We start from the raw sequence: 21,321 nt of genomic DNA, 5'->3' as shown, positions 1-21,321 counted from the left end.
CCCTGGAGTTACTACAGGGTCCATATAGCCAGTCATGTCGAGTCGTGCGAGGTGGCAATGGCGTGTAACAGCTGTGCGTCGGACAAGTCCGACGCGAACAATGACCCCAAATGGCGGCGCGCGCTGTGGATCGCGCTGGTGGTCAACGCGACGATGTTCGTGGCCGAGATGGTCGCCGGTGTCGCGGGCGGATCGAAAGCGCTTCAGGCCGATGCACTCGATTTCCTGGGCGACGCGGCCAACTATGCGATCAGCCTCGGCGTTGCCGGCATGGCGCTCGGCTGGCGGGCGCGTGCCGCACTGTTCAAGGGCGTAACGCTCCTTCTGCTTGGTGCCTATGTTCTCGGCGCAACCTTATGGGCAGTGTGGGACGGACAGACGCCCGAGGCCGAGGTGATGGGCGTTATTGGCTTCGTGGCGCTGATCGCAAATGCCGGGGTTGCACTGATGCTCTACCGCTACCGCGCGGGCGACGCGAACATGCGGTCGGTGTGGATCTGCTCGCGCAACGATGCGATCGGCAACATCGCCGTGGTCATGGCTGCTGTCGGGGTGTTCGGCACCGGGACGGCCTGGCCTGATCTGATCGTGGCAGCGATCATGGCCGGCCTGGGGATCACCGGCGGTGTTCAGATTATCCGTCAGGCTAAGCGTGAAATTTCCGCGTCCGGGCAGCACGGCATCTTCCGTCTGCAAGTCAAATGAAAGATGAAGATGAAATACATCGGACATCGATACGGAATGAGTTCAGACTTTTGGCGAGGATCTTTATGGTCTCAAGCGTTAACTCGAAATGACGGTGGCCCAATTCACTTCCGTCGGCGATATGATACGCTATATCAACTTCATTGGCGCACACTTTGCAGATGACAACCCGGCCTCGACAGGATAACGCGGCATCGCGATGATCCGTCTGCTCACCTTGATGCTTTGTGCGTTTGCGCTGCTGTCGATCGGCACTGCGCCGGTCGCGCATGCCGTGGAGCGGTCGATCTGCGTCGAGATGGCTCCCTCGCTGCCGGGCGTGGATCACGCCGATCAGAACGCGCCGGAGACCGGCAAGAGCGACCAGAACATCGCGCATCAGCACGGCGGCTGCCACGGCCACCATTTCGCGTCGCTCGACGATGCCGCTGTGACAGCGACGCTAACCTCACATGAGAATATTCGTGATCGCGGCCCGGCGAGTGTGCTGGTCGCGGCCGCGCCCGACCCCGCGTTGAGACCTCCGCAAGCCTGACGCCCCTCCGCCGCGGGCCGATGCCCGGCGGCTGTTTGTGGCTGTCAGGAGTGTTCCATCATGAAGTCCATCTACGCGGCGCTTCTCGCCGCGGCGTCGTGCGCAGGGATTGCGCAGGCGCAAAGTTCGACATCGTCCGCGCCGGTCTCAGCTGGCGAGACGCTAACGCTTGACGAAGCGTTGGCTCAGGCGGGCGCGATCGCGCCAGCCAACGAAGTGGCGGCGCTCGGCATCGAAGCCGCCGAAGCGGGTCGTGTAGTCGCTGCGTTGCGACCGAACCCGACGCTCAGCGCCGATGTCGAGAATGTAATCGGCACCGGCCCGTACAAGGGCATCAACGAAGCCGAGACAACGATTGCGTTCGCGCTTCCGCTCGAACTCGGCGGTAAGCGACCCGCACGCATCGCAGTAGCCGACGCGCAGACGGCGCGCGCTAGGATTGACGCGGTGATCACGCGAGCCGACCTCAGGCTACTAGTCACACAAGCGTATATTGAGGCGGTCGCCGCCGAACGAAGGCTGACGATCGCGCAGGACCAGCTTGGGGTCACGCGCGAAAATTTGCGTATCGCGCGCGACCGGGTCGAAGCCGGTGCGAATTCGCCCATCGATCAGCAGCGCGCTGCCTTGCTGGCGGCAAACGCGGAAGCCGAGCTGGAGCGTGCGCAGCGCAGCGTCGAGGCGAACCGGCTGGCGCTCGCCCAGTTCGTCGGCGCCAGCCTGCCCGGTGCCCTCGACCAGCCGTGGTTCGATCGTATCGACAACGTTCGGGCGGGCCCTGCGACACCGGCAAATGCGGATGGCACGTTGGCGCTCGCGGCCGCGGGTGCCGACGTCGCCACCGCCGATGCACAACTTCGCCTCGCGCGAAGCCAGCGCATCCCCGACCTGACGGTAAGCGCGGGTACGCGCCGTCTTCAGGCCAGCGGCGACATGGCGATGGTCTTGGGCGTCTCGGTGCCGCTGCCGGTGTTCAACAACGGCCGGGCTGCCGTGGGGCAGGCCACGGCGCTGCGCAACCAGAGTGAAGCCAAGCGGCGAGTGGCTCGCTTCGAGGCTGAACGTGCGATCACTGCGGCGCGCGCCGACCGCGATCGGGCGGCGGCAAGCGTGCGGGCGTCTGGTCCGGCACTCAGTGCCGCACAGGAAGCCGCGCGCATCGCACGCATTGGCTATGGCGAGGGCAAGTTCGACCAGCTGGTCCTGCTCGAAGCCGAACAGGCACTGCTCGATGCCCGCACCGCCGCGGTCGATGCGCTCGAACAATATCATGATGCCGAGGCGCGTCTCGCCCGGCTGACCACACCGGCTCCCACGCCGGTGCAAACGGGGAATTGACGATGAAAAAGCTCGTAAGCGGGGCTGCGGCACCGCTCGTCCTGGCGATGCTGCTTGCAGGTTGCTCAGGTGGCGAGGATGCCGCCAACAACAGCGAGGCCACGGAAGCCGGTGCGGAGGCCGGGGATGATCATGGCGGCAACGAAGCCGCCCATGGAGAAGGCGAAGGCGAGGAAGGCGTCATCACGCTGACCGCACCGCAGATCAAGGCTGCGGGCATCGAGGTTGTCCGGGTCTTGTCCTCCGGCGGCGGCGCGCTGACGCTCCCGGCGACGATCGAGGGCGATCCGCAGGGGACACAAGTGGTCTCCGCAGCGATTGGCGGTCGCGTCGTCGCACTCAACCGCAATCTGGGCGACGCCGTCGCGCGCGGCCAGGTGGTCGCCGTGATCGAAAGCCGTGAAGCCGCGTCGCTCAGGGCCGAGGTCGAAGCGGCGCGGGCACGTTCGGCGCTCGCCCAATCCAATCTGCGGCGCGAAGACCGGCTGTTCAAGCTGCGTGTCTCGCCGGAACGCGATCTTATCGCGGCTCGCACCGCGGCGACTGAGGCCGGTATCGCACTGCGCCTTGCCCAACAGCAGGTCTCTGCGGCTGGCGTCGGCGGTGGCGCACTCAACCGCATCGGTGTCGTCGCGCCGCTTGGCGGGCGCATCACCGCACGACCGGTTGTGCTCGGCCAAACGGTTGCGGCAGATGCCGAACTGTTTCGCGTCTCCAACCTGTCGCGCGTCGCGGTAACGATTTCGCTTTCACCGTCCGATGCCGCGCGCGTGCGGGTTGGCACGCCGGTCGAGATCAGCGCGGGTGGCCGCCGCTCGGCTGCGGTGCTCAGCTTCGTCTCGCCAGTGCTCGACGAAACGACGCGCCTGGTTGCCGCCATCGCGCTGATCGACAACCGTGCCGGCCAGTGGCGTGTCGGCGAACCGGTGTCCGCGATATTGGGTTTGCCCGGCGAAGGGGGCGGCGCGGTCAGCGTGCCGGCTGCCGCAGTCCAGACCGTCGAAAACCGTAACACCGTGTTCGTCCGCACTGCGACCGGATTTCGCGCCCAGGCGGTCACACTCGGCGCTCGCGGCGCCGGTACGGTCACAGTCACGTCCGGCCTAACCGGTCGCGAAGAAGTCGCCGGTAATGGCAGCTTCACGCTCAAGGCCGAGCTCGCCAAGGGCGAAGCCGAGCACGGAGGGCATTGATCCGTGATCGAACGCATTGTCAATTTCGCGGTCGAGCGGCGCTGGTTCGTGCTGCTCCTGACCCTCATCGCCGCGGTTATCGGCGCGGTCTCCTTGTCGAGGCTGCCAATCGATGCCGTTCCCGACATCACCAACAACCAGGTGCAGATTAACGTCCGCGCCTCGGCGCTTTCGCCCGAACTGGTCGAGAAGCAAGTCGCATTCCCGATCGAGACCGCGCTCGCGGGCATTCCCGGTCTCGAATATACCCGATCACTCAGCCGCAACGGCTTCGCGCAGGTCACTGCGGTGTTCACCGACGCCACCGACATCTATTTCGCGCGCCAGCAGGTTGCTGAACGACTGCGCACCGCCGAGGAAAACCTGCCCGAGGGTGTCGCGCCGGAAATGGGACCGATCGCGACCGGCCTTGGCGAGGTCTATATGTGGACCGTCCACATGGCTCATCGCCCCGAGGACAAGCACAAGGCCGGCGAGCCGGGCATCCAGCCCGACGGCAGCTACATCACGCCGGAAGGCGACCGGCTGGTCAGCGACGCTGACAAGGCGACCTATCTGCGCACTGCGCAGGACTGGATCGTCGCGCCGTTGCTCAAGTCGGTTCCCGGCCTGGCAGGCGTGGACTCGATCGGTGGCTATGTGAAGCAGTATCAGGTCGTGCCGGACGTTCAGCGGCTGACCGCGCTCAAACTCAGCCTTAGCGACCTTGCCGAAGCGCTTGAGGCGAACAACAGCGCGGTCGGCGCAGGTGTCGTCGATCGCAACGGTGAAGGTCTCGCGGTTCGTTCCGACGCGCGCATCGCCAATGCCGACCAGCTTGCCCGCACCGTGATCGCGACGCGCGAAGGCGTGCCCATCCTGCTCAATCAGGTCGCAACGGTAAAGCTCGGCCAGGCAACACGGATGGGATCGGCATCCGAAAATGGTCGGGAAGTCGTCGTCGGCACAGCCGTTATGCGGATCGGCGAGAACAGCCGAAATGTTGCATCGGCGGTCGCCGACCGGCTCGACGAGGTCAACGCCTCGTTGCCGACCGATATCATCATCCAGCCGGTGCTCGACCGCACGGGATTGGTCAATTCGACAATCAAGACCGTCGCCAAGAATCTGTCGGAGGGCGCACTGCTCGTCGTGGTCGTGCTGTTTCTGCTGCTCGGCAATTTCCGGGCCGCGCTCATCGCGGCGCTGGTCATACCGATCACCATGCTGATGACCAGCTTTGGTATGCTGCGTGGCGGCGTGTCGGCGAATTTGATGAGCCTCGGAGCACTCGACTTTGGCCTGATCGTCGATGGTGCCGTCATCATCGTCGAGAATGCGCTGCGACGGATCGCCGAACGCCAGCATCACCTTGGCCGCACCCTCGACAAGGGCGAACGACTGCACGCGGTGGCGAGCGCCACGCGCGAAATGATCCGCCCCTCGGTCTATGGCCAGGCGATCATCATCCTCGTCTATGTTCCGCTGCTCACGCTCACCGGGGTCGAGGGCAAGACGTTCACGCCGATGGCGCTGACCGTAATCCTGGCGCTGGTCTGCGCATTCATCCTCTCGCTTACCTTCGTGCCGGCGATGCTGGCGATCTGGCTGTCGAAGCCGGTCGAGGAGAAGGAGGGCCGGATCATGACCTGGCTCAAACGGCGCTACGAGCCGGGTCTCAACAAGGCAATGAAGCGGCCACGCGCGACGATTGCCGCCGCCGTCGGTGCTTTCGTGCTGGCGATCGGTGCGTTCATGACGCTGGGCCAGGAGTTTCTGCCGCAGTTGGATGAAGGGGATGCGACCGCGCAGATGCTCCGCGTGCCGGGCACGTCGGTCGAGCAGAGCCAGACGATGCAGTTTCGCGTTGAAAAGGCCATCTCGGCGATTCCCGAGGTCAAGTTCGTCTTTTCCAAGACAGGCACCGCCGAACTCGCGTCGGATCCGATGCCGCCGAACATCTCCGACACCTTCATCATCATGAAGGACCGCAACGAGTGGGCCGATCCGAAGCTGCCAAAGGCGGAACTGGTTGCGAAGATCGAGAAGGCACTGGAAAGTTTGCCAGGCAACGCATTCGAGATCAGCCAGCCGATCCAGATGCGCTTCAACGAGTTGATCGCGGGCGTGCGCGGCGACATCGCGGTCAAGGTGTTCGGCGACGACACCGACACGATGAACGCAACGGCCAACCAGATCGCGGGCATTTTGCGTAACGTTGAGGGCGCGACCGATGTGCGGGTCGAACAGACCGAAGGTCTGCCCATGCTCGACGTCCGGCCCAACCGCGATGCGATGGCGCGGCTGGGGATCACTGCGCAGGTCATGCAGGACACGCTTGCCGCCGCGATCGGCGGGCGCGACGCCGGGATGATCTTCGAGGGTGATCGGCGTTTCGCGGTGACGATCCGGCTGACCGACGCCGCGCGCGCCGATCTGCAAACGCTCGGGCAGGTTCCCGTCCCCACGCCCGATGGCGCATTCGTTCCGCTCGAAAGCATCGCCGACATCGCGGTGACCGCTGGTCCCAATCAGATCAGCCGCGAAAATGGCAAGCGCCGTGTCGTCGTGCAGGCCAATGTCCGGGGCCGCGACGTCGCTGGGGTGGTCGAAGACGCCCGCGCGGCCATCGCCAGAGAGGTGCGTCTTCCGGCCGGCGAGTATCTCGAATGGGGCGGGCAGTTCGAGAATCTGCAATCGGCCAGCCAGCGACTGATGCTGGTCGTGCCGGCCTGCTTCGCGCTGATTATCCTGCTGCTCTACGGGGCATTGGGCAGCGTGCGCGACGCAGCGATCGTCTTCACCGGCGTGCCGCTCGCGCTGGTCGGCGGGGTGCTCGCGCTGTTCCTGCGCGGGATGCCATTCTCGATCTCGGCAGCGGTCGGGTTCATCGCCTTGTCCGGCATCGCGGTGCTCAACGGGCTCGTCATGGTCACCTCGATCCAGGACTTGATGGCGCGCGGCGTCGCGAGGGCCGATGCGGCCTGGCAGGGCGCGCTCGCCCGGCTGCGGCCGGTTGTGATGACCGCGCTGGTGGCCTCGCTCGGCTTCGTGCCGATGGCGATCGCGACCGGGTCGGGCGCCGAAGTGCAGAAGCCGCTGGCAACAGTCGTCATCGGCGGCCTGATCTCGGCGACGCTTCTGACCCTGTTCGTCCTGCCCACGCTCTACGCCCGTTACGGCCGGCGTGAGACCGACGTGGCCGAGGTTGAACGGGATGACGTCGGTCCAACGGAGGCCATCGCATGACCGATCAAGCCCGACCCGAGCCAAATGGCCGGCACGATCATGCGCACGGTGGGATTTTTGGCGCAAATACCGAACTGATCTTCGCGCTGCTGTGCGGGGCGCTGCTCGCGATCGGCTTTGCGCTCGAGAAGCTGACCAATACGCCAGGCTGGATACCGCTTGCCTGCTACGTCGCCGCGTATCTGTTCGGTGGCTTCTTCACGTTGCGCGAAGCGATCGACAACCTGCGGCACAAGCGGTTCGAGATCGACACGCTGATGCTGGTCGCCGCAGTGGGTGCGGCGGCGCTTGGCGCGTGGGCCGAAGGCGCGCTGCTGCTGTTCCTGTTCAGCCTTGGGCATTCGCTCGAAAACTACGCCATGGGGCGCGCCAAACGGGCGATCGAGGCGTTGGCTGAGTTGGCACCGCAGACAGCTTTGGTGCGCCGTGATGGCGAGCTGGTCGAGTTGCCGGTCGAGCAACTCGTGGTTGGCGACACGGTGGTTGTCAAACCCGACGAGCGGCTGCCAGCAGATGGTTTCATCGTCAAAGGGACGACCAGCATCGATCAGGCGCCGGTGACGGGTGAGAGCATGCCGGTCGACAAGCGGCCCGTGCCCGACGAAACCGCGGCGCGCACCAGATCGGACACGATCGAAGCGCCCTATCGTGTGTTCGCCGGCACGATCAACGGCAGCGGTCTGATCGAGGTCGAGGTCGCGCGCAAGTCGAATGAGACGACGCTGGCGCGCGTCGTCGAACTGGTCAGCGAGGCCGAAACGCGCCAGTCGCCGACCCAGCGTTTCACCGATCGGTTTGAGCGCGTGTTCGTGCCGTCGGTACTACTTCTCACGGTCGTGCTGCTGTTCGCCTGGGTCGTGATCGACGAGCCGTTCCGCGACAGCTTCTATCGCGCAATGGCAGTGCTGGTAGCGGCAAGCCCCTGCGCGCTGGCAATCGCCACGCCGAGCGCGGTGCTATCCGGTGTCGCTCGCGCTGCCCGAGGCGGCGTGCTGGTGAAGGGTGGTGGTCCGCTCGAGGATCTGGGATCGCTCAAGGCCATCGCCTTTGACAAGACCGGCACGTTGACCGAAGGGCGTCCGCGCATCACTGACATCCTCCCGGCGGACGGTGTGGATGAGCGCGATCTGCTTGCGGTCGCGGTGGCGGTCGAGCGGCTCAGCGACCATCCGCTCGCGCGTGCGATCGCCAAGGACGGCGAGGAACGGCTCGGCGAGATCAAGCTTCCCGCCGCGACCGATCTCACCAGTCTGACCGGACGCGGGATCACCGCGAAGATCGATGGCGAGCCGGTGCTGATCGGTAAGGCGGAGATGTTCGGCACTGATGGCATTGCGCCGCTTTCGGATGCCATGCGCGATGCCATCGCCCGGCTGCGGGACGGCGGGCGAACGACGATGGTGGTGCGTCACGGCGAACGCGATCTCGGCGCCATCGGGCTGATGGACACGCCGCGCGCGGCTGCGAAAGACACGATCGCGCGTCTTCATGCGCTCGGCATCACGCGGATGATCATGATCTCGGGCGACAACCAGAAGGTTGCCGAGGCAATTGCGCGCGACGTCGGCCTCGACGAGGCATGGGGCGATTTGCTGCCCGAAGACAAGGTCGAGGCGATCCGCAAGCTGCGTGGCGAAGCGAAGGTCGCGATGGTGGGCGATGGCGTAAACGACGCGCCGGCGATGGCCAATGCGACGGTCGGCATCGCGATGGGCGCCGCCGGTTCGGACGTGGCGCTGGAAACCGCCGATGTCGCGCTCATGGCGGATGACCTCGCCCATCTGCCCTTCGCGGTCGGTCTAAGCCGCAAAACGCGCGGCATCATCCGGCAGAATTTGGTGGTTAGCCTTGGCATCGTCGGGTTTCTCGTGCCCGCTACGATCCTGGGCCTGGGCATCGGACCGGCGGTGATGATCCACGAGGGATCGACACTGCTGGTCGTGTTCAATGCCCTTCGTCTGTTGGCGTATCGCCAATGAGCAGCGATCCGACCGACACCTCCGCGCGCCGCAAGCCGCGCCCATGGACCGAGGCCGACGATGCCGCGCTGATACAGATGATCGAGGCGCGACACCCTCCGGGCGAGATCGCGCGAAGGTTACACCGGACGGTTGATGCCATCCGCGGACGGGCGGCGCAGCTACGCCTTGTACTGCCCTCCCCGCTGCGCCCTTGGCGAATGGGCGTCCGCCGCAACAATAATCAGGAGAAGTAGGATGGTTGATTGTCCGCGACCGCATCTGGCGCTTGCAGCGCTGGCGCTGTCGATTGTGCTTTCAGGGTGTGCGACGTTGCAGCCGATCCCGTTGCAGCCTTTGGCGATCAACGTGCCCAACGACCCGATTAGGATTTACTGGCTCCACGCCTATCAGGTCGGAAGCGGCATAAGGGTGGTCGGCACCGTTCGACCGAGCCGCGGAGTGTACAGGGCTGGCCGTGGCCATATCGACGTAACTGCCATGTTTTCCGATCGGCGCGACCCGCAGACGATTGCAACCCGGCCTGGACCATCTTCGCGCCGAGGCCGGGGTAGTCGATCATTCAGTGCCTACATGGCCGAGACCAACTATCAAGATGTGGAACGGATTTCGGTTAGATATCATGAGGACTGGCCGCACGTTCCGGACCGACCGTCGCGCTGACCGAAGGAGTGCTTTCGGAGGTCGCCGCAAGCTGTTTGAGCTACGACAAGGCGAGCGCGTTGCCGAATGTCTGTTTGGGTCGCCCTATCGGCCTGTTTCTCAAGGGCGGACGTCACGATGATCGCCGGGTACGGTTGATTTTGACCGACTGCGGTCGGTTGCAGCCTTCTCCCTAACTTGACCGTCACGAAAGCGGCCTGTTCATGAAATCCCCGGCCCGCTTCGACCACGCCCAATCGACCAGCTAATCCCGTCGCCGCGTATCAACCCTGAAACCGATTTGCCAACCTGCCGCTCAAGCACCGGGCGCCACGGCACCAACGTAAAATCCCGCGACCGTTCGATGAGCGCGAAGCGCCCGCTGACAAGGTCGACCGGGCGGCGATAACGGCCCTCGACACGGTCGCCTTCGGCAGCTTCGCGGAACGGCACTTTGAGTTCGTCGGAGAGCTGGCCCGCGACACGCAGCAGCTCGCGCCGCTGAAGCACCGCAACCATGCTTTTTGGGAACGGCGTGCCGCCGCCCGCCTCTTCTGCGAAACCCTGCACCACCAGCCACTGCCGACGCCGCGCCTGAGCCTCGCGCACCTCGCGTCCGAACCCGGCATCTCGAACCGCCTCAGGCGCGGCCGAAATCAGCTCGCGATCGATCCAGGTCGCGGCGTCGGCATCGACCAGCCGGTCAAGCGGCTGCGACGACAGCAAGGTAATCGCGACCGGACGGTCCCGTAGCCTCGCTGTTTCATGGGCCGAGACACGTGCCAGATGGTCCGGCGCGATGATCCAGCGGCCCGTGGGTTCGCGCTCGACGATGCCCGACGTCCGCCGCATCGCCTCCAGCCGCCGGACATGGGTTTCGGCAAAGACCTGAGTCGCGGCCGGATCGTAGCGAAGATGGGCATCCACATCATAGCGTCCACCATTCGCGGCGGCGACCGCGGCGATGGTCCGATCCACCTCCCGCACGGTCGGGCTTACCGGATCGATCCGCACGATCGCACCGCGCGGCAAGCTGGCATCGGTTTCTTTGCCACCATCGACGAAGCTCAGGGCAGGCTTGCCGATCGCTACATAGTGGCTGCGCCCATCGACCCCGTCGACGATCAGATAATGGCGATCGGCATGTTCGTCGGCGAGCCCGCGCGCCAGCACGCGGCCAACCAGCGGGCGGGCACCGGACGCGGCGGGATCGTAGATCGCCCGATCTGCCGGCGCCCGCACGGTCGCGGCACGGGAAAAGTCGCGCTGCATCGTGCGGATGATGTCGCCGCGCTCACCCAACGCACGGAGCGTATCGGCAAGGTCGTGCACAAGCCGGAAGCGTCCCGCGCCGAGCGGCTCGGCCAGGCCCAGGCGCGACAGTTTCGCCAGCCGGGCGGCGCGCAGCGCCTGGTCGGCGGCATCGCGACCGTTGGTCGCTACTATCCGCGCGGCGTCCATCCCCTTGAGCAAGGCCCGGTCGATCGAGGTCAGGCGCTCCTGCTCGACTTCTACGCGCAGCGTCTGCGCGATTTCGCGGTGGGTGCGCGGGCCAAGGTCGAGATCGACCAGCTCGGCGGCACGCTCGCGGATGCCGGTCGTCATATAGTCGCGGGCGATGACGAGATCGGCACCACGATCGTCCTTCCCACGCACCACGATATGGGTGTGCGGGTGACCGGTGTTGAAATGGTCGACCGCGACCCAGTCGAGCTTCGTTCCAAGATCCTCTTCCATGCGCGCCACCAGCCGCCGGGTGAGCGGTTTCAGATCGTCATATTGATCGCCGTCCTCGGGCGAGACGATGAAGCGGAACTGGTGGCGATCGTTAGCTCCCCGTCCGCCGAACGCCTTGCCGTCGACAGCGTCGGCATCGCGCCCGTAGAGCGCACCCCGCTCGCCCTCGCGCGTCGTGCCGTCGCGCTGGAGGTAACGCAGATGCGCGGCAGCGGTCGATGCGCCCTTGCCGGCGAGCTTGACGATGCTCGCCTTGACGATGACGCGGCGGCCGTTCGCGGCGGCATGTTTGCCGCGGCTGGCGAGCAGGCGTCCGACACCCGCACCGCGTCCGATCCGGACGCCTGAGAACGCCCCACGCGCGAGACCGGAAGCCACCGCGCCGCCGCGCGCAAGGTTGGCGGCGGCAAGGACGCGGCCGAGATAGCGCCGGGCGCGTTTGGCACCCTGCTGACGCTGGCGCCCGAGGCGCGGTTCAAAGCTGTCGTCGTCGGCCATTGTGGTGATTCCAAGGGGTGCGGAGCGGCAAGCATGACCCTGTGCGGTTCCCCTGAAAACCGGTGCCGCCGAATGTGGTGCAATACCGCCATGTCCGGGCCGAACGGCACGGGTGCCGAGAGAGCAGTGCCGGTGGCGGTTCCAAAAAACGATGTGCAGACAAAGGCTTATGGAACACCAGTGCCATAGCTTTATCTTGCCTTACGCCACCCTCCCGTCGGAACCGCTCCTGTCGCCAATTTCCGCCGACCTGATGCCTGCCCATCTGGCCTGAGCCGAGGCAAAAATGAGCCGGGACACGATGCCTGTCCGGCACCTGTGTCCCGGCGTTTGCGATGCTGCGATCAATGCGTCGCTGCGAACGCTTCGCGTGCCTGGCGTTCGCTTCTGAAGTTGCGCCGACCCATCAATCCCTGCGCCATCCCATCGCCATCGACGATGCTCACCGCGACGAACCAGCGGCCATCCAACCGTCCCGTGATCGCCACCCGATCGAGCTCGATATCCTCTTCGTCATGTGCCGGATACGCACCGAGCCAGTGTTCTGAGGCCCTCGCTTCCCACAGGAAATCGCTCTCCTCAGCCTCTAGAAACCGTGTCGCTAGCGCCTCGCCTGCGCCCCGCCCAAACTCGATTTCGAGCCCTGCCACCAGCGTCGCCACTACGCGGTCCGACGTTACACCGATGGGTTGAAACATGGTCATGATCGCCTCCTTTGCTTGAAATCCTCCTCATCGAGGACAGACATCCGAAGACGGGTGGCGAGGCGGCTGTCAGGGCCGCTGGAGGCGAAGCCGGAAGCGCCGCGCAGCGGCGGCGGAGGAACCGATTTTGTTGCGCTGCAAACAAACAACGCGGCTGCGCAGCAGCCTCCGGTTCGCGGCAAAATTGGAGGGGCCGCCGGCCTTGCACAGCCGCTTCGCCGCCCGTCATGCTGGGCCTTGCCGAGACGAGCCCCTCCAACATCCAAGGTGGCGCGATGCCCGCGCAGTCCGCACCCTTCGACGCAGCAACACATGCAGGCTCAACGGGGTGCGCGGATCGCAAACAGCGTATCTGGCGGCGCGTCCGGCGTGCGCGATCGCGATGGATCAGCCGACAGATTGCTGGGCCGAAGCACGACAAACAAGGTCGATGGCGGCTGCGACGCGCGCGATGGGGATGGCATCAAAGGCCCGCCCGACACCTGTTTGATATAGGCGCGCGTCTCGGCTGGCAGCGCACGGCCGGTGGCGAGATGGGCGGCGTAGCGACCGGGACCCGCGTTATATGCAGCGAACAACCCAGGATAGCCGAACCGGTCATACATCGCGCGCAGATAAGCCGTCCCTGCGAGAATATTGTCGCGTGGATCATGGGGATCGCGCCCCAGGCCGTGCGCGGCCCGCATCGCCAGCCATGTCCTCGGCATCAACTGCATCAGCCCCATCGCGCCGGCATGGGAGGTGATCGGTCGTCCGCCAAGCATGGTCCGGCCCCCGCTTTCGGCGCGCATCACCCGCTCGATCCAGGCGACCGGCACGCCGAACCGGGCGGACGCCTCGGCGATCTCGGCGCGCCAGCGGGAGACCGGATCGGTTCCCGACGGATTGGCGGCGGCGGGGGTCGCGACGAGCAGCGCGAGGCCGAGCGCGAGCGTCCTCAGCGCAGCCACAACGGGGTCGCCTTGCCAATGACATCCTGCGCCAGCGTCGGTCCGAAATAGCGCCCGTCGAACGAGTCCGGGGTCTCGGTCAGGAGCAGGAAGTGCATGCCACGTCCAAGCCGGATGCACCCCCGCCACGCGGGTAGATTACGGCGCGCTGCGTCGGCGGCACGGCGCGTTGCGACTGGCCTGCCATTGACCGTCACGACGCGATCCACTGCGCAGATTGTGTCTCCCGCAACGCCAGCAACCCGCTTCACCAGTGGCACGTTGCTCGGAAGATAGTGGCGGCGTGCGGCGAGTTGCCGTGCTTGGATTGGCGGCCAGGCAATCGCCATGTCACCGCGTTCGAGCGGCGCGCCGGGCGACACGGCATAGAGGCCGACAGGTGCGCTCGCACTCGCGTTCCACACCAGCCGGGGCAGCGGCGGGACGGCGATCGTGACGCCAAGGCAAGCGACGCCGATACCGAGCAGCGCCGCGCGTCGCCCCAGGCGCAGGCGGCGTGCGCGGATGCGCTGACGTTCCGCGCGGCGAACCTCAAACCAGGCGAGAAGCGGGAGCGGGCGGTCGCGTATCCGGCGCTCAACCACGGTCGCCTCCGCGCGCGCGGGCTGCCGACCAGGTCTCGATATCGTCGATATGATAGCGCCAGGTTCGGCCATGCAGGCGGCATTTCGGCCCCTTGCCGGTGTGGCGCAGGCGCTTCAGCGTCGAGTAGGCGAGGCCGAGATGAAAAGCCGCTTGCTTGGCGGTGAGGAAGGGACAGGTCTCGCGCGCGGCCTGCGCCCGTTCGGCGGTATCCATGATGAAGCTCCATCTGCGCCCACGCACCCGGCGTCGGCTGATGAGCGCGGATTGGATCGATCCGGTCGTCTTCGGCAGGGTCGCAAATCGACCCCTGCGATTCCGACCCCCCGAATTGGCACCGGCGTTTCGGGCCGGTGGCGATGCCCCGCGTCCTTTCGGGACGCGGGGCGCTTCGCTCAGTCGGCGGGATTCCAGATGATCGCGAAGGCGTCATCGTCGTCCTGGCCGGCGGCGCGGCCGAGGTTGGCGTAGAGCCGGCGCGGACCGAATTCGGGGGCGGCGAGCGACAGCGACACATAGTCCTTGCCGCTCATTTCGCCGCGCCGGACCCACCCGGCCCCGACCTCGACGCCGGCTGCCGACACCCGGTAGTCGGGCTGGGTGTCGCCGGACTTACGGGTGTTGGGAATGATCTCGATGTCGGTGCGGATCGAGAGCGTCTTGAGCTGGCCCTTGAAGCCATTTCCGTCGCGGGTGACATAACCGATGGCTGGCATTGTTCGTCTCCTTAGAAAGTCGCCCCGAACCGTTTCCGGGCGATGGGCGGACCGAAGGGACGGTCAAAGCAGGCCCGCGAACCGACAGGCCGGAGCGAAGCGGAGGACCGGAGCCGAAGGCTTATTTGAAGCGCAGCGAGCGGGAGGAGGCCGCAAGCTCGGGGTCCCGCGCGGCGTGCCGCGTGGGGTGGGCGCGGGCGGGGAAATAAGCCGCGCGGCGATGGTTTCGCGGGACTGCGGCCGTCCCAGGTCATGCGCCCGAGGAGCCGAAAACGGTGCGGGAGATGGCAGTGGCGATCCCGATCATGCCGTCGGTTCACCCACGCGATGGATCGGACAGCGGGTTGCGCGGACATTACCGGAGCCTCATCGGATCGATCCTCCGCCGCACGCAGCGCGACGCTGCCGCGACTGCCGTCAGCATGGCCGATGACGACAGATCGGGGGTTCGGGTCCGGCGTGGAAGGCGATTGCGGCCCGCACCATGTCGGGGATCGTCCTCCATACTTCGGCCGTCTGCGCGGCGTTGTTGCTGATCGCCGCCGCGCCGCCTGACCAGGGGCGTGTCGGCCTTGTGATCGACGGCGATACCTTCCGGCTGGAGAGCGGCGAACGCATCCGCATTGCCGGAATCGACGCCCCGGAGACGCAAGCGGGACAGGCCAGATGTAGAGCGGAGATCGTACTTGGCCGGGCCGCGACCGCGCGTGCCCGAACGCTGCTCGATGGCCGGACTGTCACCGTCATGCGGGTCGGGCGCAGCTACAACCGCACGGTCGCCCAAGTGACGCTGGCCGGTCGCGATGTCGGGTCCGAACTGGCGGCGAGCGGCATCGCACGCTGGTGGCCGCGCTGGCAGCGGAAGCCCGACTGGTGCGCGCGCGCGCTGCGATGAAAATAAGGAACCAGCCGCGCCCCGGCCCGCGCCAGCAGGCCGGGGTGCGGCCGATATTCACGGCATCAGCCGCAACGGCGGCACGGCGAAATCGCCCGCCGCGAAGTGGCCGAGGATCGCTGCGTAGCTGCCGAGACGCTCGACGGTGCAGCGACCGATCAGGAGATAGTCGTCCTCGTCGGCGGCATAGCATTGCACCTCACCCGCGCCGGTGAACACGGCGCGCTCGGCACCCCATTGGCCGCAATAACCGCCCGACCAACGCGCGAAGGGCAGATCATGCTCGACGCACCAGCTTTCGAGGCGCTCGAACCGGCCCCAGGCCACTTCATGCGCCATGAGTTCAAGGGACATGCCCTCGCGGACCATCGCGGGGGTGAAGGGTTCGCCGTCCCATTCGGTGGACAGTCCCTGCTCCTGAATGAGCGCGAAAAAATCGGGCAACAAGGATCGCGGCAAGGTGCCGCCGATGGTGATGCTCGCGGATACACGGTCGGCCATGATGATCTCCTTTGCCGCGCGCCCGCGCCCGAGCAACGGGTGAACAGCGCCCCGCGCTGTTCAGGTCATACCGGGGGTATGACCGACCCGATTGCTGGCGCGGGCGCGCGGCCGAATTTTTTCAGAAATGGAAGGATGCGGGCGGCGGGTTTGCCGCCGCCCGCGAGCAATCAGGCGGCGAGGCGGTCGGCCTCGTCGTCGGAGTCCGGCACGGCCATCACCGCGCCCGGTGCGCCCGGATCTGGCTCCTCGTCGCCCGGGCTGCGCCGCTCGACCGCGCGGGCGGCTTGCGCCTTGGCATGGGCCGCGACCGTGCCGACGCCGCCGCGCGCCGTATAGGCGGTGGGCGGGAACGCCATCCAGCGTGGCACCCAGTTTTCGCGCCGGTCGCGCCCATTGGTGCCGTCAAGTTGGTCGCGCACAATCCGTTTCAGGGTCTTGGTCTTCTCCTGCCGGTTGGCGCTGGCGACGGTTTCGCCCGCCACCTCGGCGACGATCCGCGTGAGCACTTCCCGGTCGCGGACGACCGCGAAAAAGGCGTCGTCGGGCTGCCAGTATCGGGCCATATCGACGCCGATCTCGATACCCACCGCCTCGACAGCGGCGCTGCCCGCAGCCAGCGTTTCGCCGATGACGATGGCGAGCACCTCCATGACGACTGCATAGGGAAGGTCGAGCAGCCGGTGGAAGATGCCGACGACGCCATAGTCGTCGCCCTCCGTTTCGATGCTACCCCCGGTCACGGTCGGCTCCTCGGGCGAGAAACCGAGAACCGCCAGCACTGCGCGGCGGCGTTCGTCGAAATCCGCCTCGGCCTTGCTGTTGTCGAGGCTGTCGCGCACCTCGTCGTTGCGGGTGGATTGCGGCTCGACCTTCACCGTCCACAGGTGAGAGCCGCCGATGGCGTGGGCGACCATCAAGCGCAGCGCGATGGCCGGATGGCCGGTCAATGCAGCGCGGACGGCGGCATGACGATGCAGGTCGATATAGGTCTGCATCGTCGACGTGACCTCGGGTCGCGCCGGTTTCTGACCGGTCCCGTTCTGCGATCCCTCGGCCTTGGCGATGCGGCGGGCTTCCTTGCCGGAAACATAGCCTTCGTGGACAATCACTTCGCCACTCGCGCGCACGTCGAAATAGACGCGCCCGCCCTTGCGCTTGCCCGCTTTCTCATATTCCCATGTCGAGAAATGATCGGACGGCGGGACGATGATCGCGTCGGCCCAGCCCGCCTCGATATAGGCGGCGCGGCGTGCCTCGATTGCGGCATTCTGCGCAGTCCAGAAGGCTTGCGGATCGGCGGCATAACGGTCCTCGCCGAACAGGTCGGCGATCGTCGCAAGGCCGCTCGCCTCGACGTCGAACAGCGCATGTTTGACCGGGATCGACTGCCCGCCGAACAGCCAAGCCTTTAACTGGTGGCCGGTCGGCAGATAGGCATTCTCGTCGCCGGCAAGCGCGAGCCATGATTTTTGCTGGCTCTTCGACGCCATCGTCAGGTGGCGCACGGTCGCCGCGTCGATCCGTTGCTTGCGATAGAGATCGCGGATCGCAGGGAGCAGGTTGCCGAGTGCCAGCACGCGCTTGACGGTGAGGTCGGGCAATCCGAAGGTCGCGGCGATGTCCTCGACCGTGCGGCCCTCGCGGACGAGGCGGGTGAAATTCTCCCACTGCGTCACTTCATCGGGGTCGAGCCGCGCCATATTCTCGATCATCGACGCCTCGATGGCGGCGGCATCGTCGCCCTCGTCGAGGATCGCACAGGGGAGTAATGCCGCATCGGGATCGGCATCGCCCGTCGCGCGCCGTTCCTCGGCGACGATCTTGGCGGCGTGGAAGCGACGGCTTCCGGCGACGATCTCATAGCCATCGGGCGCGCAGTTCGGGCGGACGATGACCGGCTGGATGACGCCACGGCTGCGCACGGTCGGCAGGATATCGGACACGTCCGGAGCCTTTTTGCCGTAGCGCATATTGGCCTTGCTCACGACCAGCTTGTCGAGCGGGATAAAATCGAGTTTCATTGTCGTCACTCCTTGTGAGTGCCGGTCCGTCGCTCTTTCCGGGGTTGGCGGACCGGCTTACAAAGCGGCGTTACGCGCCGCACGTCATCCGCCTCTCCCGTGCTCGGGGTCGGTCGAAAGCTCGGGGACCGGCGCGGACTCGATGCGCCAGATGATTGATTGGGCTTGGCTGATCGAACCGGCGCGGCGCGCGATGTCGGCCCAGACCGACAGGCTGGCGGTGGTCGAAAAGTCGATATCGCGCTCGATGCCGAGGCCAAACGACAGACGAATGCCCGCCAGTTCCGACAGGCTGAAATGCCCGAGTTCGGGACAGCCGAACCCAAGGTCGGCCAATCCGAACAGCGTGTCGCCATCGTCGTAAAGTTCGGTTGCCAGCCATGTCGCCGCACCGAGCGGGTTGAAGAATTTGACGACCGGCGCGGGATCATGATCGCACTCGGCGGAGCGTTCGGCGTTCACGCGCAGCACGGCGCGAAGTTCGGGGGTGAGCAGGATCATGCCCCCTCCTCCGTCGTTCCAGCGATGCTGCGCATCGCCGGAACCTTGGGCCTCGTCGCCCTCCGTTCGGCAGAGTCATCATGGGAAGTGTCGCCTTGGACAGCCTCGGCCTGGGCGGCGGCGTGCCGCGCCAGCAGCCAGTCGGCAGCCTTGCTTGCGGCGCTGGCGGCGCGGAAGATCGCGCGGTTATCCTCGCGCAGCACCTCGAGCCACGATGCCAGATAGTCGGCGTGGCGGACGGTCGGCACGATGCCGAGCGCCGCGCAGAGGAAAGCCGAACCCATTTCGGCGACCAGTTCCTCGCGGGCATAGTCCTTTGACCCGAAGCCGGTGGTCAGGTTGCGCGCGAGCCGCGACGGATGACCGGTGGCATGGGTCAGCTCATGCAGGCAGGTCCGATAATAATTGATCTGCTCGAAAAAGGCCGGTTGCGGCGGCACCTGCACATAATCCTGCGCCGGGACGTAAAAGGCGCGATTGCCGCCGACGCGGAAGTCGATGCCGCTCGCCGCGATGACCTGCTCGGCAACCGGCACGATCTGGCGTTCGGGCAAGGGGGCCGGGTCCGGGTCGAGGCCGGGACGCAGCCCGTCGCACTGGGCGACGTTGAACACGGTGAAGCGTTTGAGGAAGGGAATGGCCTTGGCGTCGCCGCCAGTTTCGACGGCGCGCGCCTTTTCGGCCTCGGGTATGAAGCGGTCAGCGTAAACGACCGTGGTGCCGCGCTCGCCCTTGCGCACGCAGCCGCCCGCCTCAAGCGCCTGTTTGAACGTGAGCCAGCCCTGCGAAGGATAGCCATGTTCGATCACCGCGCCCCACAGGATCAGCACATTGACGCCAGAGTAACGCCGGGCCGTAAGCGCGTTGCGCGGGAGACCGGGGCTGGCCGCGCTGCCGTCGCCATCGGGACGTCCAGGGGCACCGGCTGTCGCCCAAGGCTGAACCCACGGGAAACGACCTGCCTCAAGCTCGGCGATGATCCGGGCGGTGACCTCGTCATAGAGGTTGACGCGGGCCGTTTCGGACTCGCTTCCGGGCTTGGCCGGGGTTGGTCTTCCGGCGCGGGACGCGGCGGGTTTCCGGCCCGTGCCGCGCGCGCGATGGCAAGTTGAAGCACGCATCGTTCACCTCCTGCACCGCCCCAAAACCACCAGGGCCTCCCCGGAAGCGGGGGTGGGCGGCAAGATGCGAACCGGAGAGGCCCGCTTGAGCGGCTCCGGCACCCGAAGGGCCGCAACGTAAGTGAAGGAGCCGGGCACAGCCCGGCTTGCCGGGGCCGCGAGCGGGCCTAGCAGGGAGCGCCGCCCACTCCCGCGCCACCGGGAGAGGCCACCAACAGCGCCGCCGCGCGAGCGGCGACCGCAGCCGTTTCCGGCGGCAAAGCCGCCGCCAACGAAGGGATGGCCCCCCGGCCGGCGCGGGCGGATGAGCGGTGCAGGGTCGGGCTTTGCAAGGCCAGGCGGCACCTGTCGCCGGTGTTGCAAAACCGGGCGCACCGCCTGCCCGAGAGGCCGGAGTGCCTGCGGGGCCGCCTCAGGCGTCGCACCCTGCCGGGCTGCTGTGCGGCCCACAAAGCGGGACTTTGTGGGATCACCCGCGCAGCAGTCCGGCAGTGTGCGTCCTCAGCCCCGCTCCGTCAGGGTCAGCATCGCTGACCCGCGCCAGCCGATCGTCACCGTCAGGCCGAGACCCGCAACGGGGCTCGGCGGCGCGAAGCCCGGCTTCGAGCCGTAGAGCGCGGTCGCGCCGCTTCACCGGCGTGAGGCGCCATCGCTTCGCACACCCGATCGGTCCAGCGATAAGGCGCACCGCGTCCACCCGACCCAAGCGTGGGCTAGGGCTTGCGCCGCATCAAATGACGATATCCGCCGCGCGCCATGGCACCAGCCTCGCGTACCAGCCGCCGGACCCGCGAGCGCAGCGAATCCGACACGTCATTCCAGTCGCGCGCCACCCGCTCGCTGCCGAACAGGATCGCACCGATCTCGCGCTGGCTCGCACCTTGGCCGATCGCATCATGGACACGCAGCATATCGATACCCCGATCGATCCGGACATCGCTGGGAAAGAGCGAGCGGGCGAACCGGCGATGGCGACACAGATCGAGAAATCGGCGGAGCGGCAGCAAGCGGGCCTCCGCCGACGCAAGCCCCCGCAACCTGTAATGCAACAGAACCGCTTCCTGGCCCGCCAGACGGCCCTCCTCGATATCGAGCCGAATATGATGCCAGCCATCGGACAGGACGACATGCTCGCGTCCAACCGCGTCGGTCGCAATCGCGAGCCAGGGGGCGATCCGGTCGATGCAGATACTGTCAGGGTCGGACGGGTCCGCCGACTCGGCGTTAACGGCAATTGCCCCGGGATCGAAATCGGCATGCCAGATGATCCGCGCCTCCGGGGCCTGGAGGTCGGGATGCTCGGCGAAAGTGCAGCCCCCAGGGCATGGCATCGCCGGTGCCGCGCGTCGCCGTGCTGGCACGTGCATACCAGCTGATATAGCTGGGATCGCGGCGCAGCCATTCCCACATCAGCCCCGCGCGATCGATGCTACGCAATCGATCATAGCTCGATCCGTTGCGCCAGTCGGTAG

General features: G+C 66.4%; 19 protein-coding genes and 1 pseudogene. 8 read left to right on the top strand and 12 right to left on the bottom strand.

Annotation, left to right across the window (positions count from 1 at the left end; genetic code table 11):
- Window positions 1–57: 57 nt before the first annotated feature.
- The 7 genes from ACO05N_RS08200 to ACO05N_RS08170 all read left to right on the top strand — a co-directional run bounded on the left by ACO05N_RS08200 (window position 58) and on the right by ACO05N_RS08170 (window position 9,214).
- Complete coding sequence (locus ACO05N_RS08200; protein ID WP_310037754.1) at window positions 58–705, top strand: cation transporter; 648 nt, start codon at window positions 58–60, stop codon at window positions 703–705.
- A 199-nt stretch (window positions 706–904) separates the two neighbouring features.
- Window positions 905–1,240 (top strand): hypothetical protein, encoded by a 336-nt coding sequence (locus ACO05N_RS08195; protein ID WP_310037757.1) that lies wholly within the window; start codon window positions 905–907, stop codon window positions 1,238–1,240.
- A 60-nt stretch (window positions 1,241–1,300) separates the two neighbouring features.
- Window positions 1,301–2,578 (top strand): TolC family protein, encoded by a 1,278-nt coding sequence (locus tag ACO05N_RS08190; protein WP_310037758.1) that lies wholly within the window; start codon window positions 1,301–1,303, stop codon window positions 2,576–2,578.
- Window positions 2,579–2,580: 2 nt separating this feature from the next.
- A complete protein-coding gene (locus tag ACO05N_RS08185) occupies window positions 2,581–3,771 on the top strand; it encodes an efflux RND transporter periplasmic adaptor subunit (RefSeq protein WP_310037761.1) in 1,191 nt (396 codons plus the stop codon).
- A gap of 3 nt (window positions 3,772–3,774) precedes the next feature.
- Window positions 3,775–6,999: an efflux RND transporter permease subunit gene (locus ACO05N_RS08180; RefSeq protein ID WP_337846597.1), complete on the top strand. Its 3,225-nt coding sequence runs from the start codon at window positions 3,775–3,777 to the stop codon at window positions 6,997–6,999.
- A complete protein-coding gene (locus ACO05N_RS08175; protein ID WP_422056634.1) occupies window positions 6,996–8,978 on the top strand; it encodes a heavy metal translocating P-type ATPase in 1,983 nt (660 codons plus the stop codon). Before ACO05N_RS08180 ends, ACO05N_RS08175 begins: the two co-directional genes overlap by 4 nt.
- On the top strand, window positions 8,975–9,214 hold the full coding sequence (locus tag ACO05N_RS08170) for a hypothetical protein (RefSeq protein ID WP_224921311.1): 240 nt from the start codon (window positions 8,975–8,977) through the stop codon (window positions 9,212–9,214). The genes ACO05N_RS08175 and ACO05N_RS08170 overlap by 4 nt, the downstream gene beginning before the upstream one ends.
- Before the next feature lie 628 nt (window positions 9,215–9,842).
- Here ACO05N_RS08170 and rlxS read toward each other — a convergent pair.
- From rlxS to ACO05N_RS08140, 6 genes are all read right to left on the bottom strand, one after another.
- Window positions 9,843–11,855 carry a relaxase/mobilization nuclease RlxS gene (gene rlxS, locus ACO05N_RS08165; RefSeq protein WP_422056633.1) on the bottom strand — a complete coding sequence of 671 codons (2,013 nt, stop codon included), beginning with the start codon at window positions 11,853–11,855 and terminating at the stop codon, window positions 9,843–9,845.
- 344 nt (window positions 11,856–12,199) lie between these two features.
- Window positions 12,200–12,559, bottom strand: coding sequence for a hypothetical protein (locus tag ACO05N_RS08160; RefSeq protein WP_422056632.1), 360 nt, complete (start codon window positions 12,557–12,559; stop codon window positions 12,200–12,202).
- A gap of 320 nt (window positions 12,560–12,879) precedes the next feature.
- The gene (locus tag ACO05N_RS08155; RefSeq protein ID WP_310037772.1) at window positions 12,880–13,509 is read right to left on the bottom strand and encodes a lytic transglycosylase domain-containing protein; all 630 of its coding nucleotides are present in this window, start codon (window positions 13,507–13,509) and stop codon (window positions 12,880–12,882) included.
- Window positions 13,497–14,093: a S26 family signal peptidase gene (locus tag ACO05N_RS08150; protein WP_310037774.1), complete on the bottom strand. Its 597-nt coding sequence runs from the start codon at window positions 14,091–14,093 to the stop codon at window positions 13,497–13,499. The genes ACO05N_RS08155 and ACO05N_RS08150 overlap by 13 nt, the downstream gene beginning before the upstream one ends.
- Entirely contained in the window at window positions 14,086–14,307 is a 222-nt protein-coding gene (locus ACO05N_RS08145) for a helix-turn-helix transcriptional regulator (RefSeq protein ID WP_310037777.1), read from the bottom strand. Before ACO05N_RS08145 ends, ACO05N_RS08150 begins: the two co-directional genes overlap by 8 nt.
- Window positions 14,308–14,486: 179 nt before the next feature.
- A complete protein-coding gene (locus ACO05N_RS08140) occupies window positions 14,487–14,807 on the bottom strand; it encodes a DUF736 domain-containing protein (RefSeq protein WP_179510978.1) in 321 nt (106 codons plus the stop codon).
- Window positions 14,808–15,291: 484 nt separating this feature from the next.
- Between ACO05N_RS08140 and ACO05N_RS08135 the strand changes: the two genes are divergently transcribed.
- A complete protein-coding gene (locus tag ACO05N_RS08135) occupies window positions 15,292–15,702 on the top strand; it encodes a thermonuclease family protein (protein WP_310037779.1) in 411 nt (136 codons plus the stop codon).
- 57 nt (window positions 15,703–15,759) lie between these two features.
- Here ACO05N_RS08135 and ACO05N_RS08130 read toward each other — a convergent pair whose 3' ends face one another.
- The 6 genes and pseudogenes from ACO05N_RS08130 to ACO05N_RS08105 all read right to left on the bottom strand — a co-directional run.
- Window positions 15,760–16,203, bottom strand: a complete 444-nt coding sequence (locus tag ACO05N_RS08130) for a hypothetical protein (protein WP_337846595.1) — start codon at window positions 16,201–16,203, stop codon at window positions 15,760–15,762.
- Between the two features lie 170 nt (window positions 16,204–16,373).
- Window positions 16,374–18,227 (bottom strand): ParB/RepB/Spo0J family partition protein, encoded by a 1,854-nt coding sequence (locus ACO05N_RS08125; protein WP_310037784.1) that lies wholly within the window; start codon window positions 18,225–18,227, stop codon window positions 16,374–16,376.
- Between the two features lie 84 nt (window positions 18,228–18,311).
- The gene (locus ACO05N_RS08120; RefSeq protein WP_310037786.1) at window positions 18,312–18,728 is read right to left on the bottom strand and encodes a DUF2958 domain-containing protein; all 417 of its coding nucleotides are present in this window, start codon (window positions 18,726–18,728) and stop codon (window positions 18,312–18,314) included.
- Window positions 18,725–19,849, bottom strand: a complete 1,125-nt coding sequence (locus ACO05N_RS08115) for an ArdC family protein (protein WP_310037789.1) — start codon at window positions 19,847–19,849, stop codon at window positions 18,725–18,727. Before ACO05N_RS08115 ends, ACO05N_RS08120 begins: the two co-directional genes overlap by 4 nt.
- A gap of 713 nt (window positions 19,850–20,562) precedes the next feature.
- Window positions 20,563–21,180, bottom strand: coding sequence for a DNA -binding domain-containing protein (locus ACO05N_RS08110; protein ID WP_310037792.1), 618 nt, complete (start codon window positions 21,178–21,180; stop codon window positions 20,563–20,565).
- Window positions 21,181–21,211: 31 nt separating this feature from the next.
- Window positions 21,212–21,259 (bottom strand): annotated as a pseudogene (locus tag ACO05N_RS08105) (hypothetical protein); the annotation flags it as partial.
- Window positions 21,260–21,321: the final 62 nt, after the last annotated feature.

Origin of the sequence: Sphingomonas sp., assembly GCF_965227385.1 — a bacterium.
Classification (GTDB): Bacteria; Pseudomonadota; Alphaproteobacteria; order Sphingomonadales; family Sphingomonadaceae; genus Sphingomonas.
This window is presented reverse-complemented; position numbering and strand designations above follow the sequence as displayed.

Bases quoted from the DNA above. Each gene is read 5' to 3' on its own strand.
- ACO05N_RS08200 (WP_310037754.1), top strand. From the start codon at position 58: ATGGCGTGTAACAGCTGTGCGTCGGACAAGTCCGACGCGAACAATGAC.
- ACO05N_RS08195 (WP_310037757.1), top strand. From the start codon at position 905: ATGATCCGTCTGCTCACCTTGATGCTTTGTGCGTTTGCGCTGCTGTCG.
- ACO05N_RS08190 (WP_310037758.1), top strand. From the start codon at position 1,301: ATGAAGTCCATCTACGCGGCGCTTCTCGCCGCGGCGTCGTGCGCAGGG.
- ACO05N_RS08185 (WP_310037761.1), top strand. From the start codon at position 2,581: ATGAAAAAGCTCGTAAGCGGGGCTGCGGCACCGCTCGTCCTGGCGATG.
- ACO05N_RS08175 (WP_422056634.1), top strand. From the start codon at position 6,996: ATGACCGATCAAGCCCGACCCGAGCCAAATGGCCGGCACGATCATGCG.
- ACO05N_RS08170 (WP_224921311.1), top strand. From the start codon at position 8,975: ATGAGCAGCGATCCGACCGACACCTCCGCGCGCCGCAAGCCGCGCCCA.
- rlxS (WP_422056633.1), bottom strand. From the start codon at position 11,855: ATGGCCGACGACGACAGCTTTGAACCGCGCCTCGGGCGCCAGCGTCAG.
- ACO05N_RS08160 (WP_422056632.1), bottom strand. From the start codon at position 12,559: ATGACCATGTTTCAACCCATCGGTGTAACGTCGGACCGCGTAGTGGCG.
- ACO05N_RS08145 (WP_310037777.1), bottom strand. From the start codon at position 14,307: ATGGATACCGCCGAACGGGCGCAGGCCGCGCGCGAGACCTGTCCCTTC.
- ACO05N_RS08140 (WP_179510978.1), bottom strand. From the start codon at position 14,807: ATGCCAGCCATCGGTTATGTCACCCGCGACGGAAATGGCTTCAAGGGC.
- ACO05N_RS08135 (WP_310037779.1), top strand. From the start codon at position 15,292: ATGTCGGGGATCGTCCTCCATACTTCGGCCGTCTGCGCGGCGTTGTTG.
- ACO05N_RS08130 (WP_337846595.1), bottom strand. From the start codon at position 16,203: ATGGCCGACCGTGTATCCGCGAGCATCACCATCGGCGGCACCTTGCCG.
- ACO05N_RS08125 (WP_310037784.1), bottom strand. From the start codon at position 18,227: ATGAAACTCGATTTTATCCCGCTCGACAAGCTGGTCGTGAGCAAGGCC.
- ACO05N_RS08120 (WP_310037786.1), bottom strand. From the start codon at position 18,728: ATGATCCTGCTCACCCCCGAACTTCGCGCCGTGCTGCGCGTGAACGCC.
- ACO05N_RS08115 (WP_310037789.1), bottom strand. From the start codon at position 19,849: ATGCGTGCTTCAACTTGCCATCGCGCGCGCGGCACGGGCCGGAAACCC.
- ACO05N_RS08110 (WP_310037792.1), bottom strand. From the start codon at position 21,180: ATGCCATGCCCTGGGGGCTGCACTTTCGCCGAGCATCCCGACCTCCAG.